The sequence below is a fragment of the Streptomyces sp. NPDC093586 genome (genome assembly GCF_044764905.1).
Lineage (GTDB): Bacteria > Actinomycetota > Actinomycetes > Streptomycetales > Streptomycetaceae > Streptomyces.
Genome location: NZ_JBIWJA010000017.1, coordinates 32,926 through 53,011 on the forward strand (window position 1 = coordinate 32,926; position 20,086 = coordinate 53,011).

A 20,086-nucleotide genomic window follows, 5' to 3' on the forward strand; every position below is an offset into this window, starting at 1 on the left:
GTCCCAGACGGGAACTGGCAGGGTTTTCACGACCGTACGAGCGTCAGACGCATCGCTCCGACGAGGCTAGCCCGACGAACCCCGCCCATGCCTCACGCGAGACCGTGAGCACGGGGCCGGGGACGTCCTTGGAGTCCCGGACGTGCACAGCCGCCGTTCCGGGCGCGACCTCCACGCAATCGCCCCCCTCGGTTCCGCTGTAGCTGCTCTTGAACCAGGTGAGGCCGGTCGAGGACTCAGCGTTGCTCATAGCGATCCCAGCACCCCTTCGACGAGCTCCAGTGACTCTCCTGGAGCGAGAGCCTGCGATCGGATGGTCCCATAACGGGCCGCGGCCAGAACCCCCTGTTCCGCGTCGGTTTGCAGAGAGCCGACACCTTGTGCCTCGGCATACAGGGACTTCTTGCCATCCTTGCGAGTGACCACGGTGAACGGCCCGTTCACACCGGCGTTGTCCTCGCGGTCGACCGGCATGACCTGGATCTCGACGTTGCGCTTCTGGCCGATCAACAGCAGGTGCTCCAACTGTCCGCGCAGTACGGACCTGCCTCCGTACGGACGTCGCAGGATCGACTCGTCCATCACGAAGCTCAGAAACGGAGCAGGCCGCCGGTCGAAGATCTCATGGCGGGCCAGCCGTGCCGTCACCCGCTGCTCGATCGTCTCCTCGTCCAGTGGGGGACGCCGCACGGCCAGCAGCGCCCGCGTGTACTCCTCCGTCTGCAGAAGCCCCTTGACCACCAGAGTGTCGTACGCCAGCAACTCGACGGCTTCCTTCTCCAGTTGGGCCATCCCCTGGAAGAACACCGGGTGCTGCGCCCGTTCCACCTGCTCCTTCCACAGGCACAGCAGCCCGCCCGCTCCCAGCACCTCATCGGCGCGCTCGATCGCCCTGGGCGGCGGAATGCGCCGCCCCTGCCCGAACGACGCGATCGTGGACGCCGAGTAGCCCGAGCCGCCTCCCGAACTCCTCGCGCTCCAGTCCCTTTCGCAGCCGCAGCGTCTTCATCGTCTGCCCGAACGCGACGACGACACCGCGCCCCGCTTCATCCTCCGGCCGGCGCCCGGCCCCGTCGTCGCTGTCCCACCCGTCCCCGAGACTCACGACCGCCCCCGCGCCACCGCTCCCGCGCTCCCCGGACGCCACCTCGGCCCCCGCCTCCGCACTCCCGTACTCCGCCATGTGCATCACCGCCTCCCCGCCCCAACGCCCCCACGACGGACGCGGTCACGGCGCACACCTCCGACACCTGCGGACAACGCGCGTACAACCCACCCCTGTCACCGCGCAACCACTGGTCACGCGGCACTGGTGTGTCCGCGGCGGCAGCGGTAGCCGGGGTACTGGTGGACCCGGTGGGATTCCATGCGGCGCTCGCAGATGCCGCGGCACAGCAGCCGGGGGGCTGGACAACCCTGCGTACGATCAGCAGCGACGCCCACGCCAAGGACTTCGGCCGTGACCAGTTTCGACGACCTCGTTCGCATGGCCCCTCCGCCTTCTGCCCCACCCCTCGTGGAGTGGTCCGCGGTGGAGGGTGTCCTCGGGTTCCGCCTGCCGCAGGACTACAAGGACATGGCGGCGTCGTACGGCCCCGGAACGTTCGCCGGTTTTCTGTCCGTTTACCACCCGTTGGCGTCCACACCGTGGGTGAACCTGACCGGTTCCATGCCTGAGGTGAAGCGCAGTCACCTACTCATGTTCCGCGACGAGCGGGGACTGCCCGGTCCCAGTGACCCGGCGCATATGTTCGCGGTGGGTGTGACTGACAACGGGGGGTACCTGTTCTGGCTTATGGATCCGGCGGAGACCCCCGATGCCTGGCGCGTGGCCGTGACGAATCGGGATGCCACGGACTGGTACGTGCACGAGGGCACACTGACGGAGTTCCTGGTCGCGCTGCTCAGCGGGGTGGTCACCGCTCCCGGCTTCCCGGCGGACTTCCTGGGGCCGGACACGGGCTTCACTCCTTCGGAGCCAGGGCCGCTTCTGCCGGGCCCGGTTCCGCTGCCGACCGCTTCGAATCCCCCTGGAGGGGGAGTGGTCAAGAGATCCGAGTGTGGGCGTGTGCCCGTGGTTATGACGTGCCGGACCGTGGACGCATCCCCAGGACGGTCATCGATGCCTGGGAACGGAGTCAGGGGCAGCGGTGACCGGGCGTGCCGGGCGCATCTTCTCCGACGGCAACGTGGTGTCGACGAAGCCGAATGACAATACCGCGCGCGCAATGGGTGAGCACAGCCTCTCTCGATCGGCAATCCCACCCACTAGGCGCGCGGACTCCCCTGCAGCACATCGAAGCGATCATGGACGCCGCCGGAGGACGTCACTCACGCTTTTCCGCTCAACCCGCCGGGCAGGCGCCTCCTGGTGAAGGAGAAAGAGACGCCACGGTCGGCGAAGCAGGCCATCGGGGGGTGCTGCCGCTGCCCATGCCGCTGCTCTGGCGTGGACAGCGGGCCGTACCGATATCAGGGACACCACGGTTCACCTGGTCGATGACATCTTCACCACCGGTTCCCGACTCCAGCATGTGGCCCTGCGTCTGCGGGCATCCGGAGCTGCGGACGTCCGTGGGACCGCCCGCGCCCGCCCGCGCAGCCCCCGGAAATACGGGTGCCGCGTGGAGGAGGATCCGCCAGGATGGAGATCATGACTGGTGAGACACGCGAGGAGAACCGGCGGGGCGGGGACGAGGCGGGGCGTCCGCTCGCCCTGGTCACGGGGGCGGGGCGCTCGGCGGGCATCGCGGCGTCCGTGGTGCTGACCCTGGCCCGGGCCGGCTGGGACGTGGCCTTCACGTACTGGGCACCGTACGACGCACGGATGCCGTGGGGCGTGGACCGGGGCGCGCCCGAGGAGTTGCGGAAGCAGGCGGCGTCCCTCGGTGCGAGAACGTTCGCGGTCGAGGCGGATCTGAGCGAACCGGCCGTGCCGGCCCAGCTCTTCGACGGCGTCGAACGCGAACTGGGGAACGTCACCGCGCTGGTCCTCTGCCACTGCGAGTCGGTCGACTCCGGCCTGCTGGACACCACGGTGGAGAGCTTCGACCGGCACTTCGCGGTCAACGCGCGGGCGACCTGGCTGCTGATCCGGGAGTACGGGCTGCGGTTCCGCGGGCAGCACGGCAGCGGACGCGTCATCAGCCTGACCAGTGACCACACCGCGGGCAACCTGCCGTACGGGGCGAGCAAGGGGGCGATGGACCGGATCACGCTGGCAGCCGCCCGTGAGCTCGCCCACCTGGGGGTGACCTGCAACGCGATCAACCCCGGACCGATCGACACCGGGTGGATGACCGAGGAACAGAAGGCGGACATGGTCCGTTTCACGCCCCTGGGGCGCCTCGGTGTGCCGCAGGACTGCGCGAATCTCGTCTCGTTCCTCTGCTCCCCGGAGGGCGGTTGGATCAACGCCCAGCTTCTCCAGAGCAACGGCGGCCTCGCATAGCCGTGGGCCCGGCCCCCCGGCCCCCGGGCGGACGCGGACACGGCGCGCAGCTCCGACGCACGCGTACAACCGCCTCTGTCACCGCGTAATCGCTGGTCGCGGTGTGCAACCGGCGGGACCGTGGTGGGCGTGACGACGAAACCTGTCCAGCTCACCGCCACCACCCGCCCCTCCGTCCCCCTGGAGGCAGCCCCGTCACCGGGCGGCCGCACCTTCGAGATGCGCTTCACCTCCACACCCGGAGGAGCCCGTCTCGCCCGCCGTCTGGCGGCAGTCCGCCTGGACGCGTGGGCATCCCGTACGGCACCGACCCGCACGACGCGATCGTGCGGGTCGTCGCGGAGCTCACCGCGAACGCCGTCCGACACGGCCACGTCCCCGGCCGGGACTTCCGCTTCCGTCTCCACGTCGCCCCCGACGGCCGCACCGTCCGCATCGACATCGAGGTCACCGACACCCGCGCCGAACGCCACCCCTGCCGGCCCGCCGCTCCGGAAGACACCACCGGCGCCGAGGAGACCGGCCGCGGACTGCTCCTCGTGGCGCACCTCGCGGCCCGCTGGGACTGGCACCCGCGCCCGGACGGGCCGGGGACGACCATCTGGGCGGAGTACGCGTTTCCGGCACGGCCCCAGTGGTGAGCCGAACCGGATCGCTCGACTCGGCCCGGACGGGTACGTACCCGTACCCGTATCCTCGGAGGCTGACTGAGGATGCCTGTATGTCCGACGCCCACATCCGCATCCCCGTCGAAGCCCGCGACCGGCTCGCCCGGATAGCGTCCTTTGAAGGCATGTCCCTGCGGGGCTACCTGTCCCACCTCGCCGAAACCCTGCTCACTCCCGAGGAGCGCGCGGCCCGCGCCGACCAAACGCGCGCTGCTCTGCGGGCATGGAACGGCTACGACCCGAGTGCAAACGAACTGGCTGAATCCGACGCCGAGTTGGACCGGCGGCTCAATGAGGCGGGAGCCAGGTGACCGAGGCTCTGCACATCGTCCTGGACGAGACGGGGATGGTAGCGGCGGGCCGGAGCGACGTGCTCGCCCCACGCCTGATCCACCGTGCGCATTCAGAGGAGGGATGCTTCCTCTACGCCCCGGCGTGCGCGCTGGTGGAGGCCGATCGCGTACGGCCCGGTACGGCGGAGCATCTCGCCGCGCTCCCCGGCATCACGGTGCTCGGCCTGGATCTGCCGGCCGCGCTCGCCGTGGCCCGTGGGACGTCCTGGGCTCCCGCCCACACCCGATACGCCGCCGAGCCGACGGCGGAACGGCCGAACGGGGCTGCGGTCGCCACCACGACGCCCGACGTGTGGGAGGCGCAGGCCGTACGAGTCATCGACCTCGGCAGCTCGTAAGCGGTGCGGGGCGGCGCCGAAGCCATGGTCCTGCTCGATCGCTCGAACTCAGGCGCAAGCGAGGGGCCGACAATACGGGTTATCGGCCCCTCGTCCACGAAAGCATCCAGTCCACTCCTACGGTTCCGTCCTGTCGACAGGCCCCCGGCGGCCCCGCCGCCCCTCGGTGCCTGTCGGTGCTCGCCCTTCCCGCACCAGCACGGAACCCACGGGAGAGACCACATGGACGCGAAGGAACCGGACCGCACCCACGCGCTGCCCCTGCCCGAACTCGCGTCCCGTGGATGCTCCACGAAGGTGGCAGGCGCCCTCCCCGCGAGGGCCGGGAAACACATGGGCCGCCTGCCGCCGAGCTGCGATGATGCTGCTGTTTCCCATGTGGAGGGGTCTTTGTTCGTTTTCGTCTGCGCGCGATGCGATGCCGAGCTGACCGTCCCGCTGTCCCAGGTCGCCCTTCCGGCCCACGCCCGTCAGAAATACGGGAACGGGGTCCAGCTTCCGGTACTCATGGAGTCGGGGACGTTCGCCGTGGACCCGGCCCCCTGGGGCGGACCCCGGCGGAGGTGGGACGAGGTCGATCCGGCGGAGGAACCGTCCGACAGCGCGTCGGAGGAGATCGTCATCGCGCCCGGCGACGTGCGCGGAACCCGGCTGATCCCCGACAAACGCGGTGGTGCCTGCTGTGGCCTCGACGGCGCCGACGGACCCAACGTGGCCTGTGAGGCGTGCGACCTGTCCGTGGCCACCAGGGTCGACGACTGCTCGCTCTGGCAGGCAGTACGGCTCAGCTCGGACGCCGTACGCCGCGTCCCCGTCGATGGTGTCGATGCCACGCCGCTCTCCTGGGCGGAGCTGACGGAGGAGGGGGAGAAGACGCCCTCGTTCGAGCCGATATCCACGTGGGGAGGACCGCTCGGACCCGGCCACTACTGGTCGTGGAGTCCACGGTGGGAGGCTGCGGCCGGCCAGGCACTCGCCCACCTGTTGGCGGCCTCCGAAGGCCGGCCGGTGCAGGTCCCCAAGGGGCTGACCGCGGACATGTTCCAACGCGCGCTCGACACCCTGCTGCCCGCGGGGCCACCGACGCGGCGGGCCGTCCTGGCCGGACCGGGACGGCCTCCCACCGACGCGGGCGCCGACATCCTTCTCGTACCGGTCCATCCCCGGACGGGTCGGACCTGGGCTCCCGTCGGTCCGGCTGTGTCCGCATACCCGGTGCCTCTGCCGCTGGGAGTGTGGCTCTGGTTGGTCTCTCCCCAGCCGAACGTGCCGGTTCCCGCGTCGGGCGGCCTGCCCCGGGAGGTCCTGCGCGACGACCCGCCCCCGCCGCGCCCCAACCACCTGTTCCGGGCCGACCGGGGAACGTTCCGGCACACCTTGGTCCGGCTGCCGGCCGTTCGCAGCCCGTGGATGCGCACGATCCTCGCGAAGCTCGCGCAGGTCGGACCGGGCGACCTCTTCTAGCCGTCCGGCGGTCCGTTCCTCCAGCCCCTCACCCCGCGCTCTCCAGCACCGCGAACCGCGCCCCCTCCGGATCCGCCACCAGCGCCACGCGCCCGCGGTCGGTGTCCCGGGGCGGCTCCAGGACGTGTCCGCCCAGGCCGGTCAGCCGTTCCAGGGACTCCCCGAGGTCGGCCACCTCGAAGTACGTCGTCCAGTGCGGTCCCCGTTCGCGGGGCAGGGCGTCGCCGACGCCGTGGATGCCGGCGACGGGGCGGCCGTCGAGGCGGAGGGTCACGTGGTCGCGGCCCGCGGTGGCCGTCGGCTCCAGCTCGAAGCCGAACACCGTCTCGTAGAACTTGGCGGCGCTCACCGCGTCGTAGGTCGTCAGCTCGTTCCACGCGGGCGTGCCGGGCTCGCCGGTGACGGCCGTGCCGAGATGTGCCGCCGCCTGCCAGACGCCGAAGACGGCGCCCGACGGGTCGGAGCCGATGACCAGGCGCCCGGCCTCGGCCGCGTCCAGCGGGCCCACGCCGATCGTGCCACCGCAGGAACGCACCGCGTCGGCCGTCTCGTTCACGTCGTCGGAGGCGAGGTACGGCGTCCAGGCGAGGGGCAGGTGCCGGTCCACGGGGAGCCGGCCGATGCCCGCCACCTCCTGCCCGCCGAGCAGGGCCCGTACGTAGGGGCCGAGTTGCTCGGGGCCGGGCCGGAACTCCCAGCCGAACAACGCTCCGTAGAACTCCTGGGTCGCGTCCGGCCCGTGGACCATCAGACTCACCCAGCAGGGTGTGCCGGGCGTGTGCCGTACGTGCGTTCCGTCGCCGCTGCCTGCCGGGCCCCGTGCGTCGGTCATCGTCACTCTCTTCTCGGCCCCACGCGGGCCGTGCGTCCGCTCTCGCTGTGCCGGCCCCTCGTGGGAGCCCTCCGTGCGGTCCTGCGTGCCGATTCCCGCGCGGGGTCGGCCGTCGCGCGTCCGGGCCCGCCGTGTGATCGGCCCGCCGCCCGGTCGGTACAGCACGTGCCCGATCCCGTACGCCTCGTGACCGGTACTGTCCGGCGGGCAGACTAGCCCGACATCGGCGCGTCGGCCACTCGGTACGCCAGGATGGGGCCATGAACGCCATCATCTCCGCATCCGAACTCACGAACGAGCTGGCGGGCGCGAACCCGCCCGTCCTGCTCGACGTCCGGTGGCAGCTGAGCACGGCCAGGGCGGCCGGTGCACCACCCTTCGACGGACGGGCCGAGTACGCGGCCGGGCACCTTCCCGGCGCCGTCTTCGTCGACCTGGACCGGGAGCTCGCCTCCGCGCCCGGCGAGCACGGCCGTCATCCGCTGCCGGACGTGGCGGAGTTCGGCGCCGCGATGCGCCGGGCGGGCGTGTCGTCGAGGCGGCCGGTCGTCGTGTACGACGGCGGGCAGGGCTGGGCGGCGGCCCGCGCCTGGTGGCTGCTGCGCTGGACGGGCCACCCGGACGTGCGGGTCCTCGACGGCGGACTGCGCGCCTGGCAGGGGCCGCTGTCCGGGGACGTCCCGGTGCCCGACGAGGGCGACTTCACGCCGGCGCCGGGCGCGGTGGGGCTGCTGGACGCGGACGGGGCCGCCGCGCTGGCCCGCTCCGGGGTGCTGTTCGACGCCCGGGCGGGGGAGCGGTACCGGGGTGAGGTCGAGCCGATCGACCCGGTCGGCGGTCACATCCCGGGCGCGGTGTCGGCGCCGACGACGGACAACGTGCTGGCGGACGGCCGGTTCCGGCCGGCCGGGGAACTCCGCGCCCGCTTCGAGGACCTGGGCGCGACCGGCGGCGGCGAGGTCGGCGTGTACTGCGGTTCGGGCGTCTCCGCGGCCCACGAGGTGCTGGCGCTGGCGGTAGCCGGCATCCCGGCGGCGCTGTACGTGGGGTCGTGGTCGGAGTGGTCGTCGGACCCGGAGCGGCCGGTGGCCGTGGGACCGGATCCCCAGTAGGCCCGCTCAGGGACGAGGTCCGGGCCGTCACCCCGAGAGGTGCGGCCTGGACCCCGGACGGGAAGGGCCCGTCTACTCCTGCTTCTTGCGCCGTGTCCCGAACACGATCTCGTCCCAGCTCGGCACCGCCGCACGGCGCCCCGGACGGACGCCGTCGGCCTCGGCCTGGCGGTCGGTGGAGCCGGTGAGGCGGTCGCGGTGACTGCCCACGGAGCGCGGCATGAGCACGTCGGCGTAGGCGGACCCGGCCGACGCCGCCGGGGCGGAGGGCTCCTCCACCTCGGACTCCTCGGCGGGATCCACCACCGTCTCCGGCACGCGCTCGGGGACCACCAGATCGCCCCGGAAGCTCGGTACCGCCTCCAGCAGACTGGTCAGCGAGTCCCGCTCGCGTTCGCCCGAGGCGGTGGCCGTGGTCTCCTCGGCCGGCTCGGACGGCTGCGCCGGCAGGCTCGGCCGTTCCCGGAGCTCCCGGTCGAGCGTGCGGTCCAGCGGCCGGTCGCGCGGCAGCCGTGCGATGCGCGGGACGAACGGGAAGCTGGGCTCGTTCGCCGCGAGGTCGTCGGTCTCGCCGATCAGCGCGCGCGCCTCGTCGTCGACGGCCTGGACGAGCCGCCGGGGCGGGTCGTACGTCCAGCTCGCCGAGTGCGGCTCGCCCGCGACCAGGTAGACCAGCAGGACCTCCCAGGTGCCGTCGTCGCGGCGCCAGGAGTCCCACTGCACGGAGTCCTTCTCGGCGCCGCGCAGCAGCAGCCGTTCCTGGACGGCCTCACCGAGGGGCGGCCCGGAGTTCTCGCCGGGGCGGCGGACGGGGGTCTTGCGGGCCCGCTCCGCCATGAAGGCGCGCTCGGCGAGGACGGGGCCCTCGAAGCGGCGTACGCGATCGACGGGGATGCCGGCCATCTGGGCGACTTCCTCCGCGGTCGCGCCGGCACGTATACGCGCCTGGATGTCGCGGGGGCGGAGATGGCTCTCCACCTCGATCTCGATCTGGCCGAGGCGGGGACGGTCACCGCGTACGGCGGCCCGGAGCCGCTCGTCGATCGGAAGCGTGTACTCCGTGCTGTCCGCAGCCTTCAGCACCAGCCGTGTGCCGTCATTCGAGACGGCCACGACACGCAGTTCGGGCATGGGGACCTCCCGGGTGGTGCCTGCCGACGTCACGTGCGTCGCTGCTTCCGCTCTGTCGAGTGTGGCCTGCCCGGGTGCAGCCTGCCACAACCTTGCCGAGTTGCCCGGCGTGTCGGGCGCGGGCCCTGGATCGCCGTTATGGCACGGTTACCTGTTCGCAACGCTAAGTGACCAACTGCGTCACCCAGTGCAACTAGCCCCCTCCCGGCGGTCCTTCAAGGTCCTGAACCCCCTGTCGGGGGACCGGACCCAGGGGTCGCAACAGTACTCCATTCGGACCACCTGCGTGGATTGGCACGCCGACCGACTTCGGGCAAGAGGGGGCGCTCGGCCGTCCCCGGCACGATTTCCGCGATCCCGTGCGTGGCGTACTTCACGGAATCACCAGAAACGGAACTAATGGTTTCGCCCCTACGTCCCCTTCTCGTGCAGTTGATCGATCGCGTACGGGAAAGGCAGGCAAGGTCCGGGGATGCGTGAAAAGCCCGATGTCGCCGGTGAGGCGGACATGCGTACGGAGGCGGAATCCAAGCGGATCGACTTGAGCGTGCCCCAGGTCGCGGGCAGCGCCCTGGCGGCGGTGGTCGCCGCCAAGCTCGCCTCCTCCTTCGGCGTCTACGGCACGATCCTCGGCGCCGGTCTGATCAGCGTCATCGCCACCTGCGGCGGCCCGGTGTTCCAGCACTTCTTCAAGCGCACCGCGGAGCAGGTGCGGACCAGGCGCGCCGCCGTGGCGGGCGTCGCGGCGGACGCCGGACACCCCGGCGGCCAAGCGGCGCCCGCTCCCGGCGAGTTCACCGAGGGCACCGTCTATCGCGCGCGGGTGAAGAGCTGGAAGCGGCCGCTGATCGCGGCGGCCCTCGTCTTCGGCGTCACCATGGGCGGGATCACCGTCTACGAAGCCCTCTCCGGCCACAACCTGAGCGGCGGGCACAGCACGACCGTCGGCAGCGCCCTGGCCGGTCACGGCAAGTCCGCGCCGGACCCGGGGAAGCCGGGCCGTTCCGGCGACTCCGAGGAGTCCCCCGCCCCGACGGGCTCGGGGGACTCGGAGGACCCGGGGGACTCCGGCACCGGTCACGACGCTCCGGCGGCGACTCCGTCCGGGGCCCCGAGCGGATTCGGGGGAACCGCGTCCTCGGAGGCCACCTACCCGGAGGACGGCGGTGCCGGAACCAGCCCGGCGCCCACCTCGAGCACCCCCGGGAGCGACGGGTCCGGCGAGGCCACGAGTCCGGCCCCCGACGCCTCGGCTACGGCCCCAGAACCCGGCGCAAGTAGTCGTTCTGGAACCGGCGATCAGGATCAAGACGGTCCCGCAGCGCCGTGAACTCGCCGAAGCGCGGATACACCCCCGCGAGGTACTCGGCGTCCCGCGTGTGCACCTTGCCCCAGTGCGGCCGCCCCCCGTGCGCGGTGAAGATGCGCTCGGCGGCGGTGAAGTACGCCCGGTAGGGCGTGCCCCGGAACATGTGGACGGCGATGTACGCGCTGTCCCGGCCCGAGGCGGTGGACAGCGTGATGTCGTCGGCCGGGGCCGTCCGCACCTCCACCGGGAAACTGACCCTCAGCCCCGACCGGTCGACCATCGCCTTCAGCTCGCGCAGCGTCTCCACGACGGCCTCGCGCGGAACGGCGTACTCCATCTCCACGAACCGCACCCGGCGCGGGGAGGTGAAGACCCGGTAGGGGATGTCGGTGTACGTCCGCGCCGACAGCGCCCTGCTGGAGATCCGGGCGATCGCCGGAACGGTGGCGGGCACCGCGCGGCCGACCCAGTTGGCCGCCTGGAAGACGCCGTTGGAGAGGAACTCGTCGTCGAACCAGCCCTGGATCCGGCCCACCGGCCGGGCCGGGCCCGCGCTGCGGTTGTTGCGCTTGGTGGTGGTGCTGCCGGTGTGCGGGAACCAGTAGAACTCGAAGTGCTCGTTCTCGGCCCACAGCGCGTCGAAGTCGGCGAGGACCCGGCCGAGCGGCATCGGTTCCTCGCGGGCCGTGAGCAGGAAGACCGGCTCCACGGCGAAGGTGATCGCGGTGATGACGCCGAGGGCGCCGAGACCGATCCGGGCGGCGGCGAAGACCTCGGGGTTCTCCTTCTCGGAGCAGGTGAGCACCGAGCCGTCGGCCGTGACCAGTTCCAGGCCCTTGATCTGGGCGGCGATCGAGGCCGAGTCGCGGCCCGTGCCGTGGGTGCCGGTGCTGGTGGCCCCGGAGACCGTCTGCTCCATGATGTCGCCCATGTTCGTGAGCGACAGGCCCTCCCGCGCGAGGGCCGTGTTGAGCCTCTTGAGCGGGGTGCCGGCCTCCACCGTGACCGTCATGGCGTCGCGGTCGACGCGCCGGATGCCGGTCAGCAGGTCGGGGCGGATCAGCACCCCGTCCGTCGCGGCTATGGACGTGAAGGAGTGCCCGGTGCCGACGGGCTTGATCCGCAGCCCGTCCTCGGCGGCCCGGCGGACGACCCGGGCCAGTTCGTCGACGGACGCGGGAACGGCCTCCCGTGCCGGCCGCGCGGAGACGTTGCCGCCCCAGTTACGCCAGGTGCGGTTCTTCCCGCTCGTCTTCCCGTTCGCCGTGCGTGTGCTGCTCAACGGTCCCTCCCCGACGCGGAGCCGGCCGCTTGAGCCGGCGGTACCCGAGGAAACCGACCGCGACCGCGACGGCCCCGGCCACCGCCGGAACCCCGTACCCCGCGCGCGCTCCGGCCGCGTCGATCACCCAGCCGCCCACGGACGAACCGAGCGCCACCCCGACCGCGAGCCCGGTGCTCACCCAGGTCATGCCCTCGGTGAGCTGCGCGCGTGGTACGTGCTCTTCGATGAGGGACATCGTCGTGATCATCGTCGGAGCGATGGACAGACCCGCAACGAACAGCGCCGCGGCCAGAAACGGCAGGTTCCCGACCAGTAGGAGGGGGATCATACTCACGGCCATCGCACAGACGCCCAGCAGCCAGCGGCGCTCGGGCGGTCCGGCGAAGCGCAGCAGACCGAAGACCATGGCCGCCGTGCAGGAACCCGCCGCGTACAGGGCCAGCACGAGACTGGCGGCGGCCTTGTGCCCCTCCTCCTCGGCGAAGGCCACGGTGACCACGTCGACGGCCCCGAAGATCGTCCCCGTGGCCGCGAACGTGGCGACCAGGACCCGCAGTCCCCGGGAGCTCAGGGCGGTGCCGCCGCCCTTGCGGTCGCGCGGGTGCGGCGCGGGCTCGGTGGCGTGCTGGGCGGTCAGCCAGAAGACGCCGGCCGCCAGGAAGCAGGCGGCCAGCAGCGGCCCGGCCTCCGGGAACCACGCCGTGGACAGGCCGATGGAGATGATCGGCCCGAAGATGAAGCAGATCTCGTCCACCACGGACTCGAAGGAGTACGCGGTGTGCAGCTGCGGGGTGCCCCGGTATATGGCCGCCCAGCGGGCCCGGACCATCGCGCCGAGGCTCGGCACGCAGCCGATGCCCACGCAGGCCGCGAACAGCACCCAGTCCGGCCACCCGTAGTGCGCGGCCGGCAGCAGCACGGCCGCCGCGGTGAGCGACACCAGCGTGGCCGGGCGCAGCACGCGCCGCTGGCCGTACCGGTCCACCAGCCGCGAGACCTGCGGTCCGAGCACGGCGGCGGCGAGCGCGATGGTGGCCGACAGCCCGCCGGCCAGTCCGTACCGGCCGGTGAGCTGCGAGATCATCGTCACCACGCCGATGCCCATCATCGACAGCGGCATCCGGCCGAGGAAACCCGCGAAGGAGAAGCTCTTGCTGCCGGGGGCGGCGAACAGGGCGCGGTAAGGGCTGGGCAACGAGGTCTCCGGTAACGGCTCGGTAAGGTGCGATCGCAGTCGATACAGCTTACGCGTCGGGGTGCCCCGAAAGCACCCCCGCGGACGCACCGCCGACACCCGCCGATGTCCCGTGTCACTGCCGGGTGGCAGGATCGAGACATGCCTGACGTGCTCGATGCCAGCCCCTACGACGCCCTGCTCCTGCTCTCGTTCGGCGGCCCGGAGGGCCCGGACGACGTGGTCCCGTTCCTGGAGAACGTGACGCGCGGGCGCGGCATCCCCAAGGAACGCCTGAAGGAAGTCGGACAGCACTACTTCCTCTTCGGCGGGGTCAGCCCCATCAACGACCAGAACCGCGCCCTGCTGGACGCGCTGCGCGAGGACTTCGCCGAGCACGGCCTGGACCTGCCGGTCTACTGGGGCAACCGCAACTGGGCGCCGTACCTGACGGACACCCTGCGCGAGATGGTCCGCGACGGCCGCCGCCGCATCCTCGTCCTCGCCACCAGCGCCTACGCCTCCTACTCGGGCTGCCGCCAGTACCGCGAGAACCTCGCGGACGCGCTCGCCGCCCTGGAGGCCGAGGGCCTGGAACCGCCGAAGATCGACAAGCTGCGGCACTACTTCAACCACCCCGGCTTCGTGGAGCCCATGGTCGACGGTGTCGTCCGGTCCCTCGCCGACCTCCCCGAGGAGGTCAGGGACGGCGCGCACATCGCGTTCTCGACCCACTCCATCCCCACCTCGGCGTCCGACACCTCCGGCCCGGCCGAGGAGCACGGCGACGGCGGCGCCTACGTCCGCCAGCACCTGGACGTGGCGCGGCTGATCGCCGACGCCGTCCGGGAGCGCACCGGCGTCGACCACCCCTGGCAGCTCGTGTACCAGTCGCGCTCCGGCGCCCCGCACATCCCGTGGCTGGAGCCCGACATCTGCGACCACCTGGAAGAGCGCCACGCGGCCGGCGTCCCCGCCGTGGTCATGGCTCCCATCGGCTTCGTCTCCGACCACATGGAGGTCCTCTACGACCTCGACACGGAGGCCACGGCCAAGGCCGGGGAGCTGGGACTGCCGGTGCGCCGCTCGGCCACCGTCGGCGCCGACCCGCGGTTCGCCGCCGCCGTCCGCGACCTCGTCCTGGAGCGGGCCGCCGTCGAGCGCGGTCAGGAGGTCACACCGTGCGCACTGGGCGCGCTGGGCGCCAGTCACAACCTGTGCCCCGTCGGCTGCTGCCCCGCCCGCGCCCCCCGTCCCGCCGCCGCCGGCGCCGACAGCCCCTACGCCTGAGGAGCCCCGTGACCGACGTGACGACCGACCCCCTCCACACCGAGCTGCTGAAGATCGCCCAGGAGGCCGCCCACCGGGCGGGCGAGCTGCTGCGCGACGGCCGCCCGGCCGACCTCGAGGTCGCGGCCACCAAGTCCAGCCCGATCGACGTGGTGACCGAGATGGACATCGCCGCCGAGAAGCTGATCACCAGCCTGATCTCCGACCGCCGGCCCGCCGACGGCTTCCTCGGCGAGGAGGGCGCCGCCGTCGAGGGCACCAGCGGCGTCCGCTGGGTGATCGACCCGCTCGACGGCACCGTCAACTACCTGTACGGCCTGCCCACCTGGGCGGTCTCCATCGCCGCCGAACAGGACGGCGAGCGGGTCGCCGGGGTGGTCGTGGCCCCGATGCGGGGCGAGACGTACTGGGCCGTCCGCGGCGGCGGAGCCTGGGCGACCGGTGCCTGGGGCGGCGAGCGCCGGCTCGCCTGCCGGCCGGCGGCGCCGCTGGACCGGGCGCTCGTCTCCACCGGCTTCAACTACGTCGCCGAGGTCCGCGCCGAGCAGGCCGAGATCGCACGGCGGCTGATCCCCCTCGTGCGGGACATCCGGCGCGGCGGTTCGGCCGCGATCGACCTGTGCGACGTGGCCGCGGGCCGCCTCGACGGCTACTACGAACGCGGACTGCACCCCTGGGACCTCGCCGCGGGCGACCTGATCGCCCGGGAGGCGGGCGCGGTGACCGGTGGACGCCCCGGGGAGCGCCCGTCACGCGATCTGACGATCGCGGCCACCCCCGAGGTCTTCCAGCCCCTCCAGCGGCTCCTGGTGGACTTCGGCGCCTGACCGGACCGACGTCGCGCGGCGTCTTCCCGTGTCCCGACACGACGGGGCCCCGGCGCTGGATCCCGCCGGGGCCCCGTCGCTCACGGGCCGGTCAGACGCCGGTCGCCTCGACCTCCACACCGTGCTCGGCAGCGAGACGGCGCAGTTCGTCGAGCTCGCCCAGCTCCACCTCGACGAGGAAGTCGTCGCCCTCGTCGCGGGCCCGGGACAGGTCGGACTCGGTCGTCTTTATGCGCTGCAGAAGTCCTGCGGTGAAAGCGTCCATGCTGCGCCCCCTCGTCCTGGGTCGTGGGTCTGTGGCACGGGGGTGTGCCGTCGGAAGGGGCGATCACGTCTCCGGTGGGGTGCCCAGCGCTGCCCTGCTGGGCGGCGACGGTGCCGGACACCCACGCCCGCTCTGCGGAAGCGGACCACGGAGCACCGCGTGGCGCGCGGTACAGGCAGAGCGTGATCGCGGGGTGTAAAGCCGTCCTCCCCCCGCTCCCTCCCGCGGAAACCTCGGCGGCACGAAAAAATCCCGCGTTCCCGGACGGGCGATCCTTTCCGGTCGACCGTTTTCCGCCCGGCCGCGTCCCGCGGGCCGTTTCCGTCCGTCCGTCACGGGACCCCGCCCCGTCCGTCACGGGGCCCTCACCCGCCTTACAGCCGACTTATGGCCGAAAAGGGCAGGATGGAGGCCAACACACCCACGAGCCCCCCTGCCCTCGTGCGTCCGAGCGGCGCTACGCGGGTGGACACAGGAAGGACAAGCGACGTGCGCGTACTCGTCGTCGAGGACGAGCAGCTGCTCGCCGATGCGGTGGCCACCGGACTGCGCCGGGAGGCCATGGCCGTCGACGTCGTGTACGACGGTGCGGCCGCCCTGGAGCGCATCGGCGTCAACGACTACGACGTGGTCGTCCTCGACCGCGACCTCCCCCTCGTGCACGGCGACGACGTGTGCCGCAGGATCGTCGAACTCGGCATGCCCACCCGCGTGCTGATGCTCACGGCCTCCGGCGACGTCAGCGACCGGGTCGAGGGCCTGGAGATCGGCGCCGACGACTACCTGCCCAAGCCCTTCGCCTTCAGCGAGCTCATCGCGCGCGTGCGTGCGCTGGGCCGGCGTACCAGCGTGCCCCTGCCGCCCGTCCTGGAGCGCGCCGGGATCAAGCTCGACCCCAACCGCCGCGAGGTCTTCCGGGACGGCAAGGAGGTCCAGCTCGCCCCCAAGGAGTTCGCCGTGCTGGAGGTGCTCATGCGCAGCGAGGGCGCGGTCGTCTCCGCGGAGCAGCTGTTGGAGAAGGCGTGGGACGAGAACACCGACCCGTTCACCAACGTCGTGCGCGTGACCGTGATGACCCTGCGCCGCAAGCTGGGCGAACCGCCCGTCATCGTCACCGTCCCCGGCTCCGGCTACCGGATCTGATCGACCGTGGCGACGACACCCGCACCCCCCGGGGCACCCCCGAAACCCACCTGGGACCCGCGGTCGGTGACTCCCCTGCCGTGGCTGCGCCCGACCATCCGGATAAGGCTCACGCTGCTCTACGGCGGCATGTTCCTGATCGCGGGCATCCTGCTGCTGTCGATCATCTACCTGCTGGCCGCGCAGGCGCTGAACTCGGGCAACGAACCCCTGTTCAAGATCGTCGGCGGTGCGGACATCAGGGTCTCCAGCGACAAGTGCCCGGTGGTGAACGACGCGAGCAACCTTTCGCTGTCCACCTTCAACGCGGCGATCAGCGAGTGCACCGACCACCAGCGCCAGGTCGCCCTGGACAACCTGCTCAGCCGCTCGCTGCTGGCCCTGCTCGGCCTCGCCGTGATCGCCTTCGCCTTCGGCTACGCGATGGCCGGCCGTGTCCTGTCGCCGCTGGGCCGGATCACCCGCACCGCACGCGCCGTGGCCGGTTCCGACCTGTCCCGGCGCATCGAGCTGGACGGTCCGGACGACGAGCTCAAGGAGCTGGCGGACACCTTCGACGACATGCTGGAGCGATTGCAGCGGGCCTTCACGGCCCAGCAGCGTTTCGTCGGCAACGCCTCGCACGAGTTGCGTACACCGCTCGCGATCAACCGCACCCTCCTGGAGGTGCACCTGTCCGACCCGGGCGCCCCGGTGGAGCTCCAGCAGCTCGGCAAGACGCTGCTGGCCACCAACGAGCGCAGCGAGCAGCTCGTCGAGGGCCTGCTGCTGCTGGCCCGCAGTGACAACCAGATCGTCGAGCGGGGCCCCGTGGACCTCGCCGAGGTCGCCGGCCAGGCCATCGACCAGGTACACGCCGAGGCGGAGGCCAAGGGCGTACGGATCACGGGCGACCGCGAGCCCGCGGTGGTCCAGGGCAACGGCGTGCTGCTGGAGCGGATCGCGCTGAACCTGGTGCAGAACGCCGTGCGCTACAACGTGGCCGAACAGGGCTGGGTGGAGGTCACCACGGCGGTGGAGAACGGCCAGGCGGTCCTGGTCGTCGCCAACACGGGCCCGGTCGTGCCGGCGTACGAGGTCGACAACCTCTTCGAGCCGTTCCGGCGGCTGCGCACCGAACGCACGGGCAGCGACAAGGGGGTCGGTCTCGGCCTGTCCATCGTGCGGTCGGTGGCCCGGGCGCACGGCGGGCACATCTACGCGCAGCCGCGCGAGGGCGGGGGGCTCGTGATGCGTGTCACGCTTCCGGTCTGAGATCATGACCGGGACATCTCTCCGAGACCCGGGGATGTTCGCTTTGGGCGGAATTTCCAGGTCATCGTCCAGAGGTTCGCGTGTGTGATCGATCACAGCGACGGCTTTCCCGCCCTCTACTCTCCGTGATCGTGCACCCTGTCGAAAGGCCGGGAAAATCCTGGTTTTCAAGGGTCCTGATCACGGGAAGTACACGGTGAGACGCCTTTGAAGTGCGGCATTCGGACCGTGTACGGTCCCCATCGCCATCCACGCCGATCACTCTTGAGGAGTCCGGTTGGGTGTCGATTGAGTAACAGACCTTGATGTGAGGCAAAATCTCCGCCTCGGGTCGGGCACAAGTCCGGCCTCTCACGCGTTACGTGCGCTGGAGACACCCGCAGACACCCAGAGGGGGAGAGCGACCATGGCCACCGATTACGACACTCCACGCAAGACCGACGACGACGTCGACTCGGACAGCCTTGAAGAACTGAAGGCCCGGCGGAACGACAAGTCCGCCTCGGCCGTCGACGTCGACGAATTCGAAGCCGCAGAGGGCCTCGAGCTTCCCGGCGCCGACCTTTCCAACGAGGAACTGGCCGTCCGCGTACTGCCGAAGCAGCAGGACGAGTTCACCTGCATGAGCTGCTTCCTGGTGCACCACCGCAGCCAGCTGGCCCGGGAGAAGAACGGCCAGCCGATCTGCCGCGACTGCGACTGAGGCGGGGTCGGCCGTGACCGGCTCGACCCCTCCCTGGAAGCGCCGCTTCTTCGAGCGAGGAGCGGACCAAGGGCCGTCCGACGGCCCACAGCGCGCGCGTGACGACGAGCGGGGCCCGACCGATTCGGGGACGGCCCCGCTCGAACCGGGGAACGACCGGGGTGACCTCCCGGCGACCGTCCGGACCCCGGCACCCGCTGCCCGGCGCCGGGCAGCGGCGTTCCGGGACAGGGCGGGACAGGGCGTCCGTAAGGGCGGCGACCGTGCCAGGGCTGTCCTCGCGCACCTCGCCGACCGCGTCATCGAACTGGCCCCGCGCGTCCCCGTACGGGACCTGGCGACGCTGCGCAGACAGTTCCCCGGGCTCGGCCCCGAGGAGATCGCCGACCGCCTCGTGACCGGCGCCACCAGGGGCACCGCGACCGTCGGCGCCGGGATCGGTGCGGCGGCGATGCTCCCCGTACCGCCCGCGATGCCCACCGAACTGGCCGCCGAGATCACCGGCGTGGCGGCGATCGAGCTCAAGCTGATCGCCGAACTCCACGAGGTCTACGGCGTACGCCCGCCCGGCACCCTGACCCAGCGCAGCACCGCGTACCTGAACTCGTGGTCGGACGAGCGCGGCGTCGAGGTGACCAAGCCGGCCACCCTCGGCACGGCGATGAACAGCCACATGAAGCGACAGCTGCGCCAGCAGATCATGAAGCGCATGGTGCGCAACCTGCCCAACCTGATGCCGTTCATGGTGGGCGCGGCCGTGGGCGCCGTCATGAACCGGCGCGACACCAGAAAGCTGGCCGACCGCATCCGCGCGGACCTGCGCGGGCGACAGGTGCCCTGGGACGCCCTCGAGGGGCTCCCCGCCCTGGAGAGTCCCCAGGACGTCCTCGACATGGACGCCCTGGGAAGAGACCTCGGAAGAGACCTCGGGCACGGGCCCGGCAGGGACGGGCACTGACCCCGCGCGTGCGCTACGCGGCCGCCTTCGCCGTCCGCAGCGCCTCGACCAGCCGCTCCGGCTCACGGGTCGACAGGTACAGGTACGGAGTCGGGTCCTCGGGGTCCGTGACCTCGATGCGCACGGCCCTCGGGACGTAGGCGCGCAACAGCATGAACGCGCGGGTGTCGGCCTTGTGGGTGCGCCAGGCTCGGGCCTCCTCCGGGTCGAGGATCTCCGCCTCGCCCAGGGCCGCCAGCGGCACCTTCGCCTCGCCCGCGACCAGCGAGTCACCCACGATCCGGATGCGGACCGCGCCGTACGAACTGGCGGCGACCGCCGCCACCGCGGTGCCGCCCGCCAGACCGCCCAGCATCGGCAGCGTCCCGAGAGGCAGCAGGATCAGGGCGAACGAGAGGCCCACCAGGAAGGAGATCAGCCACCAGGAGCGGGGCGCGGTGAGACGTTCTTCGTACGGGGTGGCGGAGAGCTGCATGAAGCAAGCTTGGCACGGTATCGGTGATCGGCGGGCGCGCGGGTAAGGTCTGCG

The 20,086-nt window shown here is 71.8% G+C and carries 21 protein-coding genes and 1 pseudogene; 14 read left to right on the forward strand and 8 right to left on the reverse strand.

The window, feature by feature from the left end:
* Positions 1-43: 43 nt before the first annotated feature.
* Both ACIRFH_RS19260 and ACIRFH_RS19265 read right to left on the reverse strand, forming a co-directional pair.
* Positions 44-250, reverse strand: a complete 207-nt coding sequence (locus tag ACIRFH_RS19260) for a DUF397 domain-containing protein (protein WP_403522074.1) — start codon at positions 248-250, stop codon at positions 44-46.
* Positions 247-1,183, reverse strand: a pseudogene (locus ACIRFH_RS19265) (helix-turn-helix domain-containing protein). Before ACIRFH_RS19265 ends, ACIRFH_RS19260 begins: the two are co-directional and overlap by 4 nt.
* 875 nt (positions 1,184-2,058) lie before the next feature.
* Here ACIRFH_RS19265 and ACIRFH_RS19270 point away from each other — a divergent pair.
* From ACIRFH_RS19270 to ACIRFH_RS19295, 6 genes are all read left to right on the forward strand, one after another.
* Complete coding sequence (locus tag ACIRFH_RS19270) at positions 2,059-2,154, forward strand: hypothetical protein (protein ID WP_403522075.1); 96 nt, start codon at positions 2,059-2,061, stop codon at positions 2,152-2,154.
* A 490-nt stretch (positions 2,155-2,644) separates the two neighbouring features.
* Positions 2,645-3,451: an SDR family oxidoreductase gene (locus tag ACIRFH_RS19275; RefSeq protein ID WP_403522077.1), complete on the forward strand. Its 807-nt coding sequence runs from the start codon at positions 2,645-2,647 to the stop codon at positions 3,449-3,451.
* A gap of 287 nt (positions 3,452-3,738) precedes the next feature.
* Complete coding sequence (locus ACIRFH_RS19280) at positions 3,739-4,092, forward strand: ATP-binding protein (protein WP_403522078.1); 354 nt, start codon at positions 3,739-3,741, stop codon at positions 4,090-4,092.
* A gap of 80 nt (positions 4,093-4,172) precedes the next feature.
* A complete protein-coding gene (locus ACIRFH_RS19285; RefSeq protein WP_403522080.1) occupies positions 4,173-4,430 on the forward strand; it encodes a hypothetical protein in 258 nt (85 codons plus the stop codon).
* Complete coding sequence (locus tag ACIRFH_RS19290) at positions 4,427-4,810, forward strand: hypothetical protein (RefSeq protein ID WP_403522082.1); 384 nt, start codon at positions 4,427-4,429, stop codon at positions 4,808-4,810. Before ACIRFH_RS19285 ends, ACIRFH_RS19290 begins: the two co-directional genes overlap by 4 nt.
* Positions 4,811-5,200: 390 nt before the next feature.
* The gene (locus ACIRFH_RS19295; protein WP_403522084.1) at positions 5,201-6,274 is read left to right on the forward strand and encodes a hypothetical protein; all 1,074 of its coding nucleotides are present in this window, start codon (positions 5,201-5,203) and stop codon (positions 6,272-6,274) included.
* Between the two features lie 28 nt (positions 6,275-6,302).
* Here ACIRFH_RS19295 and ACIRFH_RS19300 read toward each other — a convergent pair whose 3' ends face one another.
* Positions 6,303-7,106, reverse strand: coding sequence for a VOC family protein (locus ACIRFH_RS19300; protein WP_403522086.1), 804 nt, complete (start codon positions 7,104-7,106; stop codon positions 6,303-6,305).
* Positions 7,107-7,366: 260 nt separating this feature from the next.
* Here ACIRFH_RS19300 and ACIRFH_RS19305 point away from each other — a divergent pair, with 260 nt between their 5' ends.
* Positions 7,367-8,218 carry a sulfurtransferase gene (locus ACIRFH_RS19305; protein ID WP_403522088.1) on the forward strand — a complete coding sequence of 284 codons (852 nt, stop codon included), beginning with the start codon at positions 7,367-7,369 and terminating at the stop codon, positions 8,216-8,218.
* Positions 8,219-8,290: 72 nt separating this feature from the next.
* On the opposite strand, the gene sepH is transcribed toward ACIRFH_RS19305, so the two are convergent.
* Positions 8,291-9,349, reverse strand: a complete 1,059-nt coding sequence (sepH, locus tag ACIRFH_RS19310) for a septation protein SepH (RefSeq protein WP_403522090.1) — start codon at positions 9,347-9,349, stop codon at positions 8,291-8,293.
* A gap of 472 nt (positions 9,350-9,821) precedes the next feature.
* On the opposite strand from sepH, the gene ACIRFH_RS19315 reads away from it, so the two are divergent.
* The gene (locus tag ACIRFH_RS19315) at positions 9,822-10,679 is read left to right on the forward strand and encodes a hypothetical protein (protein WP_403522092.1); all 858 of its coding nucleotides are present in this window, start codon (positions 9,822-9,824) and stop codon (positions 10,677-10,679) included.
* On the opposite strand, the gene ACIRFH_RS19320 is transcribed toward ACIRFH_RS19315, so the two are convergent.
* Both ACIRFH_RS19320 and ACIRFH_RS19325 read right to left on the reverse strand, forming a co-directional pair.
* Complete coding sequence (locus ACIRFH_RS19320; protein WP_403522094.1) at positions 10,603-11,940, reverse strand: D-arabinono-1,4-lactone oxidase; 1,338 nt, start codon at positions 11,938-11,940, stop codon at positions 10,603-10,605. The genes ACIRFH_RS19315 and ACIRFH_RS19320 overlap by 77 nt on opposite strands.
* A complete protein-coding gene (locus tag ACIRFH_RS19325; RefSeq protein ID WP_403522096.1) occupies positions 11,882-13,138 on the reverse strand; it encodes an MFS transporter in 1,257 nt (418 codons plus the stop codon). The genes ACIRFH_RS19320 and ACIRFH_RS19325 overlap by 59 nt, the downstream gene beginning before the upstream one ends.
* 141 nt (positions 13,139-13,279) lie before the next feature.
* Between ACIRFH_RS19325 and ACIRFH_RS19330 the strand changes: the two genes are divergently transcribed.
* Positions 13,280-14,407 carry a ferrochelatase gene (locus ACIRFH_RS19330; RefSeq protein WP_403522098.1) on the forward strand — a complete coding sequence of 376 codons (1,128 nt, stop codon included), beginning with the start codon at positions 13,280-13,282 and terminating at the stop codon, positions 14,405-14,407.
* Positions 14,408-14,415: 8 nt separating this feature from the next.
* Entirely contained in the window at positions 14,416-15,234 is an 819-nt protein-coding gene (locus ACIRFH_RS19335) for an inositol monophosphatase family protein (protein WP_403522100.1), read from the forward strand.
* Between the two features lie 91 nt (positions 15,235-15,325).
* Here ACIRFH_RS19335 and ACIRFH_RS19340 read toward each other — a convergent pair whose 3' ends face one another.
* Entirely contained in the window at positions 15,326-15,499 is a 174-nt protein-coding gene (locus ACIRFH_RS19340; protein WP_403522102.1) for a hypothetical protein, read from the reverse strand.
* Between the two features lie 489 nt (positions 15,500-15,988).
* Here ACIRFH_RS19340 and ACIRFH_RS19345 point away from each other — a divergent pair, with 489 nt between their 5' ends.
* The 4 genes from ACIRFH_RS19345 (at position 15,989) to ACIRFH_RS19360 (ending at position 19,557) form a co-directional block, all read left to right on the forward strand.
* The gene (locus ACIRFH_RS19345; protein WP_007387794.1) at positions 15,989-16,642 is read left to right on the forward strand and encodes a response regulator transcription factor; all 654 of its coding nucleotides are present in this window, start codon (positions 15,989-15,991) and stop codon (positions 16,640-16,642) included.
* Between the two features lie 6 nt (positions 16,643-16,648).
* Positions 16,649-17,896 carry a sensor histidine kinase gene (locus ACIRFH_RS19350; protein ID WP_403522104.1) on the forward strand — a complete coding sequence of 416 codons (1,248 nt, stop codon included), beginning with the start codon at positions 16,649-16,651 and terminating at the stop codon, positions 17,894-17,896.
* Between the two features lie 406 nt (positions 17,897-18,302).
* Positions 18,303-18,599: a DUF4193 domain-containing protein gene (locus ACIRFH_RS19355; protein WP_003993510.1), complete on the forward strand. Its 297-nt coding sequence runs from the start codon at positions 18,303-18,305 to the stop codon at positions 18,597-18,599.
* Between the two features lie 13 nt (positions 18,600-18,612).
* A complete protein-coding gene (locus tag ACIRFH_RS19360) occupies positions 18,613-19,557 on the forward strand; it encodes a hypothetical protein (RefSeq protein ID WP_403522106.1) in 945 nt (314 codons plus the stop codon).
* A 13-nt stretch (positions 19,558-19,570) separates the two neighbouring features.
* Here ACIRFH_RS19360 and ACIRFH_RS19365 read toward each other — a convergent pair whose 3' ends face one another.
* The gene (locus ACIRFH_RS19365) at positions 19,571-20,032 is read right to left on the reverse strand and encodes a DUF3093 domain-containing protein (protein ID WP_403522108.1); all 462 of its coding nucleotides are present in this window, start codon (positions 20,030-20,032) and stop codon (positions 19,571-19,573) included.
* Between the last annotated feature and the right edge of the window lie 54 nt (positions 20,033-20,086).

Excerpts from the sequence above, each read along its gene's own strand:
- ACIRFH_RS19305 (WP_403522088.1), top strand. The coding sequence starts at position 7,367 with ATGAACGCCATCATCTCCGCATCCGAACTCACGAACGAGCTGGCGGGC.
- ACIRFH_RS19365 (WP_403522108.1), bottom strand. The coding sequence starts at position 20,032 with ATGCAGCTCTCCGCCACCCCGTACGAAGAACGTCTCACCGCGCCCCGC.
- ACIRFH_RS19330 (WP_403522098.1), top strand. The coding sequence starts at position 13,280 with ATGCCTGACGTGCTCGATGCCAGCCCCTACGACGCCCTGCTCCTGCTC.
- ACIRFH_RS19260 (WP_403522074.1), bottom strand. The coding sequence starts at position 250 with ATGAGCAACGCTGAGTCCTCGACCGGCCTCACCTGGTTCAAGAGCAGC.
- ACIRFH_RS19275 (WP_403522077.1), top strand. The coding sequence starts at position 2,645 with ATGGAGATCATGACTGGTGAGACACGCGAGGAGAACCGGCGGGGCGGG.
- ACIRFH_RS19300 (WP_403522086.1), bottom strand. The coding sequence starts at position 7,106 with ATGACCGACGCACGGGGCCCGGCAGGCAGCGGCGACGGAACGCACGTA.
- ACIRFH_RS19315 (WP_403522092.1), top strand. The coding sequence starts at position 9,822 with ATGCGTGAAAAGCCCGATGTCGCCGGTGAGGCGGACATGCGTACGGAG.
- ACIRFH_RS19355 (WP_003993510.1), top strand. The coding sequence starts at position 18,303 with ATGGCCACCGATTACGACACTCCACGCAAGACCGACGACGACGTCGAC.
- ACIRFH_RS19340 (WP_403522102.1), bottom strand. The coding sequence starts at position 15,499 with ATGGACGCTTTCACCGCAGGACTTCTGCAGCGCATAAAGACGACCGAG.
- sepH (WP_403522090.1), bottom strand. The coding sequence starts at position 9,349 with ATGCCCGAACTGCGTGTCGTGGCCGTCTCGAATGACGGCACACGGCTG.
- ACIRFH_RS19285 (WP_403522080.1), top strand. The coding sequence starts at position 4,173 with ATGTCCGACGCCCACATCCGCATCCCCGTCGAAGCCCGCGACCGGCTC.